General features: G+C 67.8%; 13 protein-coding genes and 1 pseudogene. 8 read left to right on the top strand and 6 right to left on the bottom strand.

Going from position 1 to position 16,075, the window contains the following annotated elements:
• Positions 1-9: 9 nt before the first annotated feature.
• A complete protein-coding gene (locus AB2U09_RS21350) occupies positions 10-417 on the top strand; it encodes a hypothetical protein (RefSeq protein ID WP_459194768.1) in 408 nt (135 codons plus the stop codon).
• Positions 418-871: 454 nt separating this feature from the next.
• Positions 872-1,333, top strand: a complete 462-nt coding sequence (locus tag AB2U09_RS21345) for a DUF8127 domain-containing protein (protein WP_459194767.1) — start codon at positions 872-874, stop codon at positions 1,331-1,333.
• A gap of 28 nt (positions 1,334-1,361) precedes the next feature.
• Here the strand turns inward: AB2U09_RS21345 and AB2U09_RS21340 are convergent, their stop codons facing one another.
• Entirely contained in the window at positions 1,362-1,937 is a 576-nt protein-coding gene (locus AB2U09_RS21340; protein ID WP_459194766.1) for an LURP-one-related/scramblase family protein, read from the bottom strand.
• 105 nt (positions 1,938-2,042) lie between these two features.
• Between AB2U09_RS21340 and uvrA the strand changes: the two genes are divergently transcribed.
• Positions 2,043-5,051, top strand: a complete 3,009-nt coding sequence (gene uvrA / locus AB2U09_RS21335; protein ID WP_459194765.1) for an excinuclease ABC subunit UvrA — start codon at positions 2,043-2,045, stop codon at positions 5,049-5,051.
• A gap of 27 nt (positions 5,052-5,078) precedes the next feature.
• On the opposite strand, the gene AB2U09_RS21330 is transcribed toward uvrA, so the two are convergent.
• Positions 5,079-8,048, bottom strand: a complete 2,970-nt coding sequence (locus AB2U09_RS21330; protein WP_459194764.1) for a rhamnogalacturonan lyase family protein — start codon at positions 8,046-8,048, stop codon at positions 5,079-5,081.
• 170 nt (positions 8,049-8,218) lie between these two features.
• On the opposite strand from AB2U09_RS21330, the gene AB2U09_RS21325 reads away from it, so the two are divergent.
• Positions 8,219-9,229, top strand: a complete 1,011-nt coding sequence (locus AB2U09_RS21325) for a WD40/YVTN/BNR-like repeat-containing protein (protein WP_459194763.1) — start codon at positions 8,219-8,221, stop codon at positions 9,227-9,229.
• 31 nt (positions 9,230-9,260) lie between these two features.
• Here AB2U09_RS21325 and AB2U09_RS21320 read toward each other — a convergent pair whose 3' ends face one another.
• Positions 9,261-9,647, bottom strand: coding sequence for a hypothetical protein (locus tag AB2U09_RS21320; protein WP_459194762.1), 387 nt, complete (start codon positions 9,645-9,647; stop codon positions 9,261-9,263).
• A gap of 151 nt (positions 9,648-9,798) precedes the next feature.
• Between AB2U09_RS21320 and AB2U09_RS21315 the strand changes: the two are divergent.
• Both AB2U09_RS21315 and AB2U09_RS21310 read left to right on the top strand, forming a co-directional pair.
• Positions 9,799-10,945: pseudogene (locus tag AB2U09_RS21315) on the top strand (geranylgeranyl reductase family protein).
• Between the two features lie 94 nt (positions 10,946-11,039).
• On the top strand, positions 11,040-11,240 hold the full coding sequence (locus AB2U09_RS21310; RefSeq protein WP_459194761.1) for a DUF7333 family protein: 201 nt from the start codon (positions 11,040-11,042) through the stop codon (positions 11,238-11,240).
• A 7-nt stretch (positions 11,241-11,247) separates the two neighbouring features.
• Here the strand turns inward: AB2U09_RS21310 and AB2U09_RS21305 are convergent, their stop codons facing one another.
• Positions 11,248-11,475 carry a hypothetical protein gene (locus tag AB2U09_RS21305; protein WP_459194760.1) on the bottom strand — a complete coding sequence of 76 codons (228 nt, stop codon included), beginning with the start codon at positions 11,473-11,475 and terminating at the stop codon, positions 11,248-11,250.
• Positions 11,476-11,566: 91 nt separating this feature from the next.
• Between AB2U09_RS21305 and ygfZ the strand changes: the two genes are divergently transcribed.
• On the top strand, positions 11,567-12,670 hold the full coding sequence (ygfZ, locus tag AB2U09_RS21300) for a CAF17-like 4Fe-4S cluster assembly/insertion protein YgfZ (protein ID WP_459194759.1): 1,104 nt from the start codon (positions 11,567-11,569) through the stop codon (positions 12,668-12,670).
• Between the two features lie 135 nt (positions 12,671-12,805).
• Positions 12,806-13,675 (top strand): CheF family chemotaxis protein, encoded by an 870-nt coding sequence (locus tag AB2U09_RS21295; protein WP_459194758.1) that lies wholly within the window; start codon positions 12,806-12,808, stop codon positions 13,673-13,675.
• 240 nt (positions 13,676-13,915) lie between these two features.
• Here AB2U09_RS21295 and nth read toward each other — a convergent pair whose 3' ends face one another.
• Positions 13,916-14,605, bottom strand: coding sequence for an endonuclease III (nth, locus tag AB2U09_RS21290; RefSeq protein WP_459194757.1), 690 nt, complete (start codon positions 14,603-14,605; stop codon positions 13,916-13,918).
• Between the two features lie 104 nt (positions 14,606-14,709).
• A complete protein-coding gene (gene hmgB, locus AB2U09_RS21285; RefSeq protein ID WP_459194756.1) occupies positions 14,710-16,056 on the bottom strand; it encodes a hydroxymethylglutaryl-CoA synthase in 1,347 nt (448 codons plus the stop codon).
• Positions 16,057-16,075 lie beyond the last annotated feature (19 nt).

The raw sequence follows: 16,075 nt of genomic DNA, 5'->3' as shown, positions 1-16,075 counted from the left end.
CGTTATGGCATGGCTATCGACGACGAAACTCCCGGCGCGGACCTGACGGACTGCGAGGTCGAGGCGTTGCACGAGGTGGAACTCGGGCTGGAGTGGCTGCGGCGCGCGCACGGCAAACTGGTGGAGTTCCACCACAACACCGGCCACGCGATGGAGCACCTCGACGAGGCCGAGACGCTGCTCCGCGAGAGCGGCCACGACGACCTCGCCGACGAGATCCGCGAGCGTCACCTCCCGCGGGGCGTCGTCGACGACCACCGCTGGTCCTACGACGTGCTGGAGTCGTTCGAGGACGACTTCATGGCCGACGTGACCGCCTTCGCGGAGCACACGCGCGCCGACCTCGCCGACGGCCGCCGCCACGTCGCCGAACGCCGCCAGGAGCGCGAGTGGAAGCGGGACGCCGACCGGGAGTGACGGTGCGACTCCGAACAGGAAGACGCGGACCACTCTCCGACCGTCGAGGCCGAACGGGTGACCGTCCCGCAGCCGTCCGCGAGAGGTGATGTTCGAAAATCACTTTCCGGACTCCGCTCGTTACCTGCGCGTATGGTCCCCGAAGCATCGAGGTGGTGGCGCTGAGGCGCGACCCCACCGACGAGCTCCGCCACTCGCTGCGGGCGCTCGTCTACTTCTCGCTCGGCATCGGACTGGTGTTGTCGCCGCCTTTCTCGGTACGGTCCACGATGCCTTCCACCCCGGCGATTCCTACGGCTACGAGGCGGTCGAGATAACGCCGGACGGTCGGTCGCTACAGTTCGAGTCCACGTCCCCTCGATTCGACTCCGCGTCCGCTCGTGCCGTCGGAGGTCTCCCCTCGCGCGGGATCGAAGGTATCGACTGCGTCGACTGGCCCACGCGCCTGTGCGAGATGGAGCGGGTCCTGCTCGTTGGGAACGGGACCGTCCACTCCGGATCCGATCCGCGCCAGCGCGCTCCCCGCTACGTCTGGCTGGATCGGCAACTCTACCAGCGCGTCAACGAACGGAACGACAGCGGGACCGTGATGGGGCTCGAACCGGTCTCGGGAGCGGCGGTCCTCGAGGACCTCGCCGTCCCGGTCGAGCGGAGCGCCGACCCGGCTGCGGCCCGCCGGATCGTCGATGCGGGGAACGCCACGCTCGACCGACCGCTGAAAGAACCGGGGCAGATCGTCGCGATGAACGGCTCCTACTACGGGTTCAGCCAGTACCTCAAAGACTCGCCGGCCGACACCGCCGGATTGCCCGAGGCCGTACTGGTCGTGGCGACCGGCTTCGCGACGGGACTCTGGGAGTTGCGGCGTGGCTGGGTTCACTACGATTCGGCTCGTGGTCAGCGAGTGGAGGCGTGAACGAGTGTCCGGTTCGCTCCGCGCGCCGCTAGTGATTCTGGATCGCGTCGATGACCATCGCCGCGGCGACGATGGGTTCCTTGGGGACGTTGGAGGCGTCGTCGATGGTGACGTCGTAGCGGTCGCGGATCGAGAAGTGCGCCTCGATGGTGCCGACGTGGCCGCCGTTCGGGTCGGAGATCTCGTACTTGTGGGGGATGAGACTCCCGAACGGGAGGTAGTGGCGGGCGAGAGTGTACAGCGCGCCGCGGGAGTCGAGCGTGGCGAGTTCCCGGCCGGTGTCGACGTCCCTGACCGTCCAGGTGTCCTGGAAGACGGAGAAGTCGTTGTCGAGGACGACCAGGTCCTGGCCGGTCTGTGAGTCGGTGAGGGTGTAGTTGCCGGCGACGTCAAGCATGCTCCCGGCCTTCACCGAGAAGACCTCGTTGCCGTCGCCGTCGACGAACGGGAACTCCTCTTTGAGCTTGAACATCTTCTGCTTGCCGCGCAGGACGACGTTCCCGGCGGAGTCGAGCGCCTTGTACTTGTTCCGGATCAGCGACTGTTCGACGGTGTAGTTGTCGTCGGAGAGTTCCAGTCCCGCGATGTCGTACGTTCCGGTCATGGTGTCCGGAACTGTCCCGTCTATTGTATATAAACGTCGACACGCACGTCGCGGAAACTGCCGAACCGACAGGGTTTCACCCGCCCGGTCCATGACGGAGGATAGATGAGCAAAGACGTCATCGAGGTCCGCGGGGCAGAGGAACACAACCTCAAGGACGTCGACGTGACGATCCCTCGCGAGGAGCTAACCGTGGTCACCGGCCTGTCCGGATCGGGGAAGTCCTCGCTCGCGTTCGACACCGTCTACGCCGAGGGCCAGCGGCGATACATCGAGTCGCTGTCGGCCTACGCGCGCAACTTCCTCGGGCAGATGGACAAGCCGAAGGTCGAGAACGTCGAGGGCCTGTCGCCGGCGATCTCCATCGACCAGAAGAACGCCGCGAACAACCCCCGCTCGACGGTCGGGACCGTCACCGAACTCCACGACTACCTCCGCCTCCTCTACGCTCGCGTCGGCACGCCGCACTGCCCCGAGTGCGGCCGCGAGGTCGGCGAGCAGTCCGCCCAGCACATGGTCGACCGCATCCTCGAACTCCCGGAGGACACCCGCGCGAAGATCCTCGCGCCGGTCGTCCGCGACCAGAAGGGCGCCTTCGAGGATCTGTTCGACGAACTCGTCGCCGAGGGGTACGCCCGCGTCGAGGTCGACGGCGAACAGCACGACCTCTCGCTCGACCGCCCCGACCTCGACGAGAACTACGACCACACCATCGACGTGGTCGTCGACCGCATCACCGTGAGCCCGGAAGCCCGCTCCCGGATCACGGATTCCGTCGAGACGGCGCTGGAAGAAGGCGAGGGTGTCCTCAAGGTCGTCGTCCCCGACCCGCCCGAGGACGTGGAACTCGGCGGGGCCGAGTCCCGCTCCGTCGGTGACCTCGGGACCACGGACGAGGAAGGGGAGGACGCGGACGACGGCGAGGACGACCGCCTCGTCGTCGAGTTTTCCGAGGACTTGGCCTGTACGCACTGCAACGTCGACATCAGCGAGATCGAGACGCGCTCGTTCTCGTTCAACAGCCCCTACGGGGCCTGTCCGGAGTGTGAGGGCCTCGGCGAGACCAAGGAAGTCAGCGAGGAACTGGTCATCCAGGACCCCTCGAAGCCACTCAAGCACGTCTTCGAGCCGTGGAGCTACGACCGGACGTACTACTCCCGACAGCTCGACAACGTCGCCGAGCACTTCGGCGTCGACCTGAACACCCCTTTCGAGGACCTCGACGAGGACATCCAGCGGCAGTTCCTCTACGGGACGGACTCGCGGGTCCACTTCGAGTGGCGGACCAAGAACGGCACGCGCGAGAAGACCGAGCGCTTCGAGGGGGTCATCCCGAACCTCGAACGACGCCACGTCGAGACCGACTCCGACCGCGCCCGCGAGCACATCGAGGAGTACATGGCGACCACGACGTGCCCCGAATGCGACGGCACCCGGCTGAAAGCCGAGTCCCGCGCCGTCCTCGTCGACGGCACTTCCATCACGGAGGTCAACCGGCTTTCCATCGGCGACGCGCTGGAGCACTTCGAGGGCGTCGAGGGGAACCTCGGCCCCCGCGAGACGAAGATCGCCGAGGAGATCCTCAAGGAGATCCGCGCCCGCCTCGGGTTCATGTGCGAGGTCGGCCTCGACTACCTCACGCTGGATCGGGAGGCCGCAACCCTCTCCGGCGGGGAGAGCCAGCGCATCCGCCTCGCCACCCAGATCGGCAGCGGCCTCGTCGGCGTGCTGTACGTCCTCGACGAGCCTTCGATCGGGCTGCACCAGCGGGACAACGACCGCCTGCTGAACACGCTCGCGGAACTGCGCGACCTCGGCAACACCCTCCTCGTCGTCGAGCACGACACCGAGACGATGCGCCGCGCGGACAACATCATCGACATGGGGCCCGGCCCCGGCAAGCGCGGCGGCGAGATCGTTACGAATGGCGACTTCGACGACGTGATCGCCGACGACGAGAGCATCACCGGCGACTACCTCTCCGGCGAGCGCGCCATCCCGGTCCCCGAAGAACGGCGCGACCCCGACGGCCACCTCACCATCGAGGGCGCCCGCCAGCACAACCTGAAGGACCTCGACGTGGACCTGCCGGTCGGCTCGTTCACCGCCATCACGGGCGTCTCCGGCTCGGGCAAGTCCACGCTGATGCACGACGTGCTCTACAAGGCGCTGGCCCGCGAGATGCACGGTAACTCAGACGTGAACCCGGGCGAGCACGACGGCCTCTCCGGCCTCGACGCCATCGAGACCGTCCGGCTGATCGACCAGTCGCCCATCGGCCGCACGCCGCGGTCGAACCCCGCGACCTACACCAACGTCTTCGACCACATCCGCGAGCTGTTCGCCGAGACCAACCTCGCCAAGCAGCGCGGCTACGAGAAGGGCCGCTTCTCGTTCAACGTCAAGGGCGGCCGCTGCGAGGAGTGCGGCGGGCAGGGCACCGTCACCATCGAGATGAACTTCCTCTCGGACGTGCAGGTCCCCTGCGAGGAGTGCGGCGGCGCGCGCTACAACCGCGAGACGCTGGACGTCACCTACAAGGACGCCACCATCGCCGACGTGCTCGACATGAGCATCGATGAGGCCTACGACTTCTTCGAGGGCCACAGCCAGATCCGACGCCGGCTGAAGCTCCTGAAGGACGTCGGCCTCGGGTACATGCAACTGGGACAGCCCTCGACCACCCTCTCCGGCGGCGAGGCCCAGCGCGTCAAGCTCGCCGAGGAGCTCGGCAAGAAGGACTCCGGCGAGACGCTGTACCTGCTCGACGAGCCGACCACCGGACTGCACCCCCACGACGAGCGCAAGCTCATCGACGTGCTCCACCGGCTCACCGACAACGGCAACACCGTCGTCGTCATCGAGCACGAACTCGACCTCGTGAAGAACGCCGACCACATCGTCGACCTCGGCCCCGAGGGCGGCGAGGCGGGCGGCGAACTCGTCGCCGAGGGAACTCCCGAGGAGGTGGCCCGCACCGAGGGCTCCTACACCGGGAAGTACCTGCGCGACCTGCTGCCCGACGTGGACATGGAAGGCCCGCGCGGCGACCGCGTCGTCACCGCGAACGCCGACGGTGAGGCCGAGACAGCGCCGCGAGCGGACGACGACTGAGTCCGAGAACGTGGGACTCGTCGGCCGTCAGGCCGACGGGTCGAGGAAGGCGAACTGCTGGTTGTCCGCGCTGGTCACGTTCCAGTGGCGGATGTCCGCGCCCGGTTCGGGGTCGCGCTCCCAGACGTCGGCCGCGAGGTCGGCGTGGGTCGGCTCGAGCGTGTAACCCCTGCCGCTCTTGGGCACCACCGCGAACTTCTGGTAGTCGGCGCCCTCCCACTGGCCGAGTTCGAGGTTCGTGCCGGTGTCCGCGCCGCCGTCGGCCGTCTCTAAGACGAGGTCGTCGGCGTCGGCCGCGGCGATGCGGTAGACGCCATCATCGAGTTCGGTCACCTCCCACGTCTGGCCGCTGGCCTCGCCCACGGTGTCGTTGTAGACGTTCGCCCCGTCGGCGAGTTCGCCGTCGACGCTCACTACGATGTCGTCGGCGTTGATCTGAGAGGTCAGACGGTAGGTCCCGTCCGTGAGGTCGACCGTGATCGGCTCAGAGTGCGACGTCGTGCAACCGCTTTCGGCGGTGGCGGTCAGCGTGACGGTGTACTCGCCGGGACCGTCGTAGCTATGCGTGGCTGACTGCCCCGTCGCGGTCGTGCCGTCGCCGAAGTCCCACGTCAGGGAGTCGATCGAGTACTCGCCGGAGACGTCCTCCGCCTCGAAGTCGATCGACTCGCCCGGGTCGACCTCGGTCGCGCTCGGGACGGGCCGGGCTATCGGCTCCGGCTCGCTGACTGTGATCGTCTCCAGGTCGGTCGTCGTCTCTCCCTTCTTGCCCGTCGCGGTCAGCGTGACGGAGTACGTGCCCAGTTCGTCGTAGGTGTGACTGACCGACCGACCCGTCGCGGTCGTGCCGTCGCCCAGATCCCACGAGAGAGAGCTGATCTTCTGGCCGTTGTCGGTCCGGTCGACCGCTTCGAACTGGACTTCGACGCAGGGCGTCGCATCGGTCGCGCTGGCGGATATCTCGGCGAATCGATCGGCGCCCGCCGGCTCGAACGAGGTCATGATGTCCGGCTTCGGCGGGTCGTCCATCCCGTGGCCGAGGAAGAAACTGGGCCACGGCGGCTGGTTGTACCCGGCGTTCTGGCGCGCGATGCCGGTCCGGTACTGTGGGTCGTGCAACAGCGTGTACAGCCGGTGGTTCGTCTCGTGCGGCGTCGCGTACAGGCGCAGGTGGCTGCTGTCCTCGGCCCGCCAGATGACCTCCTCGCGCCAGTCGCCGAGGATGTCCCCCGACAGGCAGGGGTTGCCCTTCGTCCAGTTGTTCGAGCGAGTGCCGTCGAACGATTTCAGGAGGTCGAGTTCCCGCGTTTCCGGGTTCCACTTGTCGATCCTGCCGATGCCGACGCCGTCGCCCTGCCAGTCGTGGTCGAGCAGTTCGCGGTGCAGGTCGCCGGTCCACCAGACCCCGGAGTTGATCGAGGGGATCGTCTCGTCCATCAGTTTCTGGCCGTTCGCGGTCCAGGTGCCGACGCCGCCGGTCGCCCAGGCTTCCGCGCCCGGGTAGTTCGGGTCGACGTCGGCGACCATCGCGCGGCCGGTGTCGCTGGCCTCGACCGACCAGATGTACTCGCCGGTCTCGGCGTCGCGCATCGATGCGCTCGGTTCGCCCTCGGGCGGATACTCCGCGGGAACGAAGATCTCCAGCCCCTCTCGATCGGGGAGGAAATCACCGCAGTGCTGGGCGTCGGGGTTCGACATCGTCGTCGTGTGCAGACCGGTGCCGTCGTGGTCGATGACCGCCCCGCCGAAGATGATCTCGTCTCTCCCGTCGTCGTCGACGTCGGCGGTGGCAAGGCTGTGTGCGCCCTTGCCCTCGTACTCCGGGTTCCCGTCGTCGCTGTCGAAGACCCAGCGCAACTCGAGTTCGCCTTGCCGGAAGTCCCACGCGGCGAGCATCGACTTCTCGTAGTAGCCACGGGTGAACACGATGCTCGGTCGCTCGCCGTCGAGGTAGGCGGTTCCCGCGAGGAACCGGTCGACGCGGTTCCCGTAGCAGTCGCCCCACTGGCAGGGGTCGCCGCGCGCGGGCTGGAAGTCCTGCGTCGCGAGTTCCTCGCCCGTCTCGCCGTCGAAGACGGTGAGGTACTCCGGTCCCTCGAGGACGTACCCGGAGTCGTTCGTCCAGTCGGCGTCCGGATCGCCGATGACGTTGCCGGCCGCGTCTTCGGTCCCATCGGCCGTCCGCACCGCCAGCTCCGACTTGCCGTCGCCGTCGAAGTCGTACACAAGGAACGGCGTGTAGTGCGCGCCGGCCCGGACGTTCTGGCCGAGGTTGATCCGCCAGAGGTGCTCCCCGTCCATCGTGTACGCGTCGATCAGGACGTCGCTCGTCTGTCCCGACTGGGAGTTATCCTTCGCGTTCGAGGGGGACCACTTCTGGACGATGTCGAGCGAACCGTCGCCCGTGAGGTCGCCCACGCTCGCGTCGTTCGCGTGGTACGTGACGGTCTCGCCGTTTTCGCCCTCAACCGGGTCGGGCTTGTTCAGCGGGATCTCCTTGTACTGGTCGTCCCACACCTCGACCGACTTCGACATCCCGGGCTTTCGGTCGTCGTCTTTGTCGTGGCGCTTCCCGCCGGCCCGACCGTTGCCGACCGCTCGAACGGCGTAGGTCGAGTCAGTCGTCCCGTCCGGGTCGAGGTAGTTCGTGCTGTCGGTGATCGGTTTGTCGTTCAGCCGCTCGCCGTCGCGGAAGACGTGGAAGCCGAGATCGGCTGGTTCGGTCCCGAACAGCCGCCACCGGAGCAACACTCCCCCGTCCGTCGGTACGGCGACGAGACCCCGATCGAGCGACTCCATCTGACGCCCACGGCGCTTGTCCTTCCCGTTCTGTTGCACCCTCCCGGCGTTCGCCGTGCCGACACCGCCGGCCCCCATCAATACCGCTCCGGCGGCGAGTCCCCCGAGGAACTGACGCCGGTTCTGTCGATACCTTCCGTCGTTCTCATCTGTGCTAGATGTTGTCTTTCTCGTCACAATGTCCCAAATTGAGGTCATTTAGTATGAAAGTTCGGGTGGAATAACTGCGTGAAACAATCGATACAGTGAACTGTGGGCCAGAAGTATTTCGATAGAGCCGTCCGCTTCGAACGCGTCCCTGCCGGAGAGCGGAGAGTCGATGCGGGTTAGACCCACACACTTTATCGACCGATCCCGTAGGATGAGGCATGACAACACTGTACGCTGCCCTGGACGACCGCCTGCTCGTCGTCCGCGGTGACGCCACCGAGGGCGTGTGGACCGCCAGCGAGCGCCTCCCGAACCTCGACTTCGAGTGTATCGCCGCCGGCGACGACCGGCCGGACAGGGCCTTCGCCGGCACCGTCGAGTCGGGGATCCAGCGGACGACCGACGGCGGCGATACGTGGGAGCGCGTCGCGCCCGACGTCGACGACCGCGTCACCTCGCTGGCCGTCAGTCCGCACGATCCCGAGACGGTCTGGGCCGGGACGGAACCCTCCGCAGTGTATCGCTCGACCGACGGCGGCGACTCCTGGGACACCTTGCCGCCGCTGACCGACCTCCCCTCCGAATCGGAGTGGTCCTTCCCGCCGCGACCGCACACCCATCACGTCCGCTGGCTGGAAGCCGACCCGCGCGACCCCGAGCGGCTCTACGTCGCCATCGAGGCGGGGGCGCTCGTCCGCACCGAGGACGGCGGCGAGTCGTGGCTCGACCGCCCCGAGGGAGCGCGGCGCGACAACCACACGCTGGCGACCCACCCCGACGCCGAGGGCCGGGTCTACACCGCCGCGGGGGACGGCTACGCCCAGTCCGAGGACGGCGGCGACACGTGGGCCTACCCGCAGGACGGCCTCGACCACCGCTACGTCTGGGGGATGGCCGTCCCACGCTCGGACCCCGACACCGTCGTCGTCTCCGTCGCCAGCGGCGCCCGGAGCGCCCACACTGTCTCGACCGCCGAGGCGTACGTCTACCGGACGACCGACGCAGCCACCGATGAATCCACAGCGTGGCACCTGGCCATGGACGGACTGCCGGATCCCGAGGGGACGGTTCGGTCAGTGCTGGCCGCCGGCGACGGATCGACGCTGTTCGCGCTCAACAACCGCGGACTCTACCGCTCGGACGACGCCGGCGCTTCGTGGAATCGCCTCGCGCTCGAGTGGCCCGACGAGTACGAGTCGCAGACGCCCCGCGGGCTCGCGGTGGTCTGAGCCAGCGGGCGACGGAGACGAGAAGTACCGTTCAGAGCGCCGCACCGACGCCGTAGAGGGCCATCGTCGCGACGACGGCCGCGGCTCCCGAGATCGCGATCACCTGAAACGCCCTGATCCGGTCGCGCTTGACCGCCTGTTCGTCGCCGACGCTCCCGGCCCCGCCTCCCGACCCCGAGAGGTCGTATCGCGCGAGCGCGCCGAAGGCCGCGCAAAAACCCATCCGGTCCTGAACGATACCGACGAACCCGCCGAACAGGAGCGGAAACGCCCCGAGCAGGAGTCCGTCGGGCCGGCCCGTCGCGAGGACGAACCCCGCGTATACCGCCGTGGCGAGAAGGGAGACCCCACCCGCTATCCGGCGCTTCTTCCGTTCATTCGCTCCGATGTTACAGACGCCCGGCTGGTATTCGGCCATGCTCGGCGCTGTGGACGGTGCCCGGATAAACCCACCAGCAAACAGCGTCGGCATCGGCCGCGGCTCCCAAGGACCCTGCGAAGCCGGGACAGACGCGATTCGGACTCGCCGGACTGAAAGATATTTCATCGCACCGTGTGACAACACGGTTATGCACGATTTCGCCGTCGTGGGCTGCGGTCCCGCTGGGTCGCGCTTCGCCCGCCGCGCCGCCGAGCGGGGCCACGACGTGATCGCCTTCGAGCAGGGCTCGGTGGGGGAACCGCTCGCCTGCTCGGGCCACGTCTCCACGGACATCTGGGAGTACACGCCCGAGGGCGCCCGCGACCGCCTCCTCCAGAACGTCGTCTACGGCGCGCGCTTCCACCTCGGCGGCCCGCGCGGCGACCCCCCGGGCGGACGGTCACGCCCCCGGAACCCCGGACCGCCGCTGGGACGACTACCCCGCCAGCGCCTACCCCTTCTACAAAGACGAGCAGATATCGAACGTCATCGACCGCGTCGGACTGGACAGGGAACTCGCCGACGCCGCCCGCGCCGCGGGCGCGGACGTCCGCGAGAACCACACCGTCGTCGACGTGGAGGAGCGCCCCGACCGCGTGCGCGTCGAAGTGAAGGGGCCCGACGGCGTCGAGACCCACGAGGCCCGGATGGTCGCGGGCTGCGACGGCCCGAAGTCGCGGGTCCGGCGCGAACTCGGGATGGACGAACCCGGCGAGTTGCTTCACGGCGTCCTCGGGTTCTCCGACGAGGACGACGACACGGACTTCGTCGACGTCCACCTCACCGTCCCGGAGTTTTTCGCCTGGCGGATCCCCCGCGGCGACGCGGGCGTCGAGTACGGGCTGGCGACGCCGCCGAGCGCCGACGTGCGCGAGCGATTCGAGCGGTTCACCGCGGACTACGGCGTCGAGACCGACCACCGGTGTTCGGGCCTGATCCCCATCGGCCCGCCCGAGTCGGTGACGAGTTCGCGGGCGTTCCTGATCGGCGACGCGGCCGCCCAGACCAAGCCGTTCACCGGCGGAGGCATCCTCTACGGGATGACCGCCGCGGACCACGCCGCCCGCGAGATCGACCCGCGCAGACCGGGGAGCCTCGCCGACTACGAGGACGCCTGGCGCGACGACCTCGAACGCGAGATCGAACTCGGCCACTGGCTCCGGCGCGCCTACTCGCTCCCGGAACCCGTCCAGCGGGCCGGCCTCCGCACGTTCTCCGGGGAGATCGGCGTCCACATGGACCGGCCGACCTCGCTGTTCTCCGTCGACCAGTTGAAGTCGCTGCTTCGCGGGTAGGCGGGGTTTTCACGGCATGCGTCACCGCGCTCGTTCGCTCCCATGTCGTCGGAAGCGTCGAAATCCTCATTTGATATCACTCCGAAGCGCCGTCATGGAATTCGACCTGCCGAAGACGGCCGCCGCGTTCGTCCTCGTCGTCGCGGTCGGCGTCGGCGGCCTGATCGGTGCGCCGATCCCGATGGAGACGTCGACGATCCTGATGATGGTCGCCCCGTCGATGCTCGTGTTCGGCCTGATCTGCCTCGGACTGGGCGTCAAGTACGGCGAGCACCGGGCGGGCAGCGCGCACTGAGTCCCCGTCAGTTCGACACCCGTTCGAGGTAGCGGCGGAACGCGAGCGTGCAGGTGGCGAACACGACGCCGAAGACGAGACCGCTCCAGAACGCTTCGCGCAACCCCTCGCTCGTGACCGTGGCCAGGAGGAGCCGTGCGGCGATGGGTGCGGCGACGAGGGCGAGGAAGTATGCGACGGCGTGGTCTTCGAGCCACTCGCCGGCGTCCGCGAGCGGGGCAGTGAGGCGAGACATGGAGGGCGTATCCGGACGGTCGCCCGCTCGGGACTTCACCGCTTCGCCGGTCCCGGAAGATGTAACCCGCCACCGTCCCCACACCGGGGTAATGACGGTCATCGAGTCGGTCCACGCGGACCACGGCGCGGAGTTCGAGGAGCGGGGCGGCCGCCGGGTGGCGGCCCACTACGGGCGACCCGATCGTACCCACGCCGCCGTCCGCAACGTCGTCGGCGTCGTCGAACACGGCTACGGCGTCCTCGTCGTCGAGGGCGAGGACCGCGTCGACTTCGTCGACAACGCCGTCTCCAACCGCGTCCCGGCGGCGGACGGGGAAGGCTGTTACGCGCTGTTGCTCGACCCCTCCGGCCGCATCGAGACGGACATGTACGTGTACAACGCGGCCGACGGCGACCGCCTGCTCCTCTTTCTCCCCCCGACCGAACACGAACGCGTCGCCGAGGACTGGCGCGAGAAGACGTTCATCCAGGACGTCGAGATCACCGACGCGACCGACGACTTCGGCGTCTTCGGCGTCTACGGCCCCCAGGCGACCGAGAAAATCGCGAGCGTCCTCAACGGCGCCGCCTCGCCGGACCACCCGCTCTCGTTCGTCCGCGGGTCGATGGGTGACGCCGGCGTCACCGTCATCCGCGACGACGGCCTGACCGGCGAGGAGGGGTACGAGGTCGTCTGCGCCGCGAGCGAGGCCGCAGACGTCTTCGACACGCTCGCGAACCTCGGGCAGGCCGCCGCGCCCTTCGGCTACCACACCTTGGAGACGCTGACGCTGGAAGCCGGGACGCCGCTGTTCGAGTCCGAGCTATCCGGTCGACTCCCCAACGACTGCGGCGTCCGCAACGCACTCGACTTCGAGAAGGGCTGTTACGTCGGCCAGGAAGTCGTCTCCCGGATCGAAAACCGCGGGCGCCCGAGCGAGCGACTCGTCGGCCTCAGCGCCGAGGCCGTTCCCGACGCGGGCGCTGCGGTCTTCGCCGACGACGCTGCCGTCGGCGAGGTGACCCGCGCCGCCGAGAGTCCCACCCGCGAGGAACCGATCGCGATGGCCGCGCTCGACGACGACGCCGCCACCGGCGACGCCGACCTGACCGTCCGCGTCGACGGCGACGAGCGCCCGGCGACTCGCGTCGAACTCCCGTTCGTCGAGGGCAGCGACGACTCCGCGCGGCGCCCGCGCTATCCCGACGAGTGAACGGCGGATCGCGGGGTTGTACGGCCGCTAGACCGCAATTCTGAACATCGGCGTCGCTCGGCCGCCGTTCTCGCGGCTGATACTCGCACGAAACGCTCAATATTTGTGCTGTGCAAGGTGGTCGTAACCCCGCCCATGTCGGAATCAGTCATCGCGGACTTCGTCGCCTCCTTCAACTCCGAAGCGTCGGCTCGCGCCGAGCCGGTGAAAGGGCGGATCCTGCTCAGCGAGAAACGACTCGTGCTCGCCGGCGACGAGGGGAAGGTGACGATCCCCCTCTCGTCTATCTTCGACATCGCCGTGGGCCATGTCCCCGACGGTCTCGGGGAGTTCTTCAGTTCGACGGTCACCATCGCCTTCGAGCGGTCGGGCAAGCGGATGGTCGCCGCCGTCGAGGCCGACGACGACAAGATCGAGAAGTTCACGACCGTCCTGTTCAAGGCCATCCTCAACGGCACCGACATGACGGTCAAACATCCCGCGCGAGTCGGTGGCCGCGTCACCGACGAATCGTTCGTCCCCGCGAAGCTGTTCCTCAAGCCGGGGTCGGTCCGCTTCCGCCGCGCCGACGACACTGTCGACATCGATCTCTCGACCGTCAGCGACTTCGAACGCACCAACCGCGAGATCAACGGCACGGACCGGGCCGTCCTCGCCGTCCGCCACCTCGATGGCGGGCAGGCGGCGCTCTCGCTGGCGGCCATGGACTCCCCGCGGAGGATGTCGATCCTCGGTCGGTTCCTGCGTCTGGAGTACAGCGACCTCATGGCCGACCTGGAAGACGTCTCCCTCTCGGACGACCAGGTCGAACTCCTCGTGGCCGTCTACTCGTCCGGCCCGGGCGTCTCGCTGGCCAGCGTCCTCGACATGGACGGCAGTCAGCTGACGATGGTGCTCAACGACCTGAAATCCGACGAACTCGTCGTCGACGGCGACGACGGCCCGAAGCTCACCCCCAAGGGCCGCGTCGTCGTCAGCAAACACCTCGAAGACGTCAACTCGTAGCGGCCCCACTCGGTGGGTCCGGTGCTCGATGGTGCAGCGAGTCGCGATCGCTAGCTACTGGAACGCTCAAACGGACAGTTCTCCCCGCAGCCTGAAAGAATTGGCTCGCTGCCGAGTTAATGACAGTTCGGAAGAATTAAACGGCGATACACTGATGCCAACATGCCCGGTCGTCGCGGGCACTCACGAGGCATCCGTGGTTCGGGGGCGGCTTCGTCGGCCGCTCCCGGTTTTCCGATCTTAGCCGTCCCAGGGTTCGCCGCTCGCCAGGTCGACCTCGTGGTCGAGTTTCGAGGACGGACAGCGGTCCTCGACGACGCACGATCCGCAGTCGGGGTTGCGGGCCGTACAGATCTCGCGGCCGTGGCTGATCAGCAGGTGGGTGTACCACTGCCACTCCTCCTCGGGGACGACGGGGAGCAGGTCCTGTTCGATGGCCTCCGGCCGCTGCTCCTCGGTGATGCCGAGCCGCCGCGAGAGGCGCTGGACGTGCGTGTCGACGACGATGCCCTCCACGAGGTCGTAGCCGTGCTGGAGGATGACGTTGGCCGTCTTCCGGCCGACCCCCTTCAGGTCGGTGAGTTCGTCCATCGTGTCCGGCACCTCGCCGTCGTGCTCGTCGATGATCGTCCGCGCCGAGGACTTGAGGTAGTCGGCCTTGCTGTTGTGGTAGGTGATCGATCCGATGTCCTCGGAGAGCTCGTCGACGTCGGCCTCGGCGTAGTCCTCCGGGGACTGGTACTTCTCGAAGAGGTGTTCGGTCGTCTCGTTGACGCGCTCGTCCGTGCACTGCGCCGAGAGCATGACGGCGACGAGCAGTTCCAGCCGGTTCGAGAAGTTCAGCGAGATGGTGGCGTCTGGGTACTCCTCCCAGAGCCGCTCGATGACCTCCTCGGCCTGCTCCTCGCGCGAGGGAAGTGGGGTGCCCATGGTGGAGGGATCATCGGCCGAATCTCGTTTGAGTGGTTCGGTCTCGGGCGCGGCAGAATCGGCAGAGGTGAAAAATTCGAGCGCGCTTGCGTCGGTTGCGGCCGTTACTCGACGTAGGTGTACTTCCGTTCGCCCATGCGGCCCCAGCCGTCGAAGACGAACTCCGACTCGGGGGAAGTGAACTGGTCGACGTCGCTGGCGCCGGCGTCCTCGTCGTGGTTGTGCACGTCGTGGACGTCCTCGTACTCGTCGAAGGTGAGCTCGTAGCGCGCGTCGAGTTGCTCGTCGACGTCGAGCGCCGCGATCTCGTCCTCCCAGCCGGACTGGACCGTCTCGGCGTGGATCTCCGCCTGCGCTCCCGAACCGTAGGAACCGACGAGTAGCTTCTCCCCGGTCAGGTCGACCCCGTCCTCGTAGGCGGCCTTCAGCCCGGAGAGCCGGGCGACGTGGACCGAACCGGTGTACCAGTTGCCGACCTCGCGGGAGATGGTGAGCGTGGGTTCGACCGTCTCGGCGTACCACTCGCGATACACGTCGGTGTCGGTCAGGTCGTCCGTGTAGTCGGCGGCGGCCTCACGGAAGGCCTCCTCGGTGTCGAAGGCCTCGTAGCGGGGCTGTCGGCCGATATCGTCGGCGAGACGCTCCTCGATCTCCGTGTCGCGGCTGAAGTGCCGGAACGCGAGCGCCGCAGCCTTGCGGACCATCCCCGGGAAGGGGGTGTGGAACGGCCCGAGCACGTAATCGTCGGGGTGGATGGTCTCGGTAACCGATTCGAAGTCCTCGATGGCCTCGCGCATCCGCGAGAGGTACACCTGCACCGAGCGCTTGCCGTCGACGCTCGGGAACTGCTGCTGAGGCTTGAGGAAGTCCGTCTCGTCCGCGCTGCCGTAGCCCTGTTCGGTCGAGAGTTCGACGAGATCCGGGTCCTCGGTGACCAGAAGCGCGACGGCCCCGGCGCCCTGCGTGGCCTCACCGGGGTCGTCCCGGGCGTACAGCGCGGTGTCGGTCGCGATGACCAGCGCGGCGCGGCCGCGATTGCGACCCGCGCGGATCCAGTTGTAGGCGTCGTCGAGGCTCTGGGTGCCCGAGATGCAGGCGAACTTGCGCTCGCCCTTGTTGGCGTGGTGGAAGTCGCCGTCGTACACCTGCTCCAGACAGCCGGCGATGTACGTCGAGACGGGCTTGGAGTTGTCGAACGCCGACTCCGTCGCCACGTCGATCCGGCCGATGTCTTCGGGTTCCAGGCCCTTTCGTTCCATGAGGCTGTGGGCCGCGTTGGCCCCCATCGTCACGATGTCCTCGTAGACGTCGGGGAACGAACTGGCGGTTAGGCCGAGCCCCTTCGTGTACTTCCCGGGGTCGTCGCCCTGCGCCGGCGCGAACGTCTCCGGCAGGTCGAGTCGAAGCTTCCCCGTTCGTATCTCCACGGCGTCGATACCGACCGATGTCATATCCCCTGATCCGTGAGAC

It is taken from the genome of Halosimplex yunnanense (genome assembly GCF_054504345.1).
Note: the sequence above shows the minus strand (reverse complement) of the source record. Positions and strands in the feature narration are given on the sequence as shown.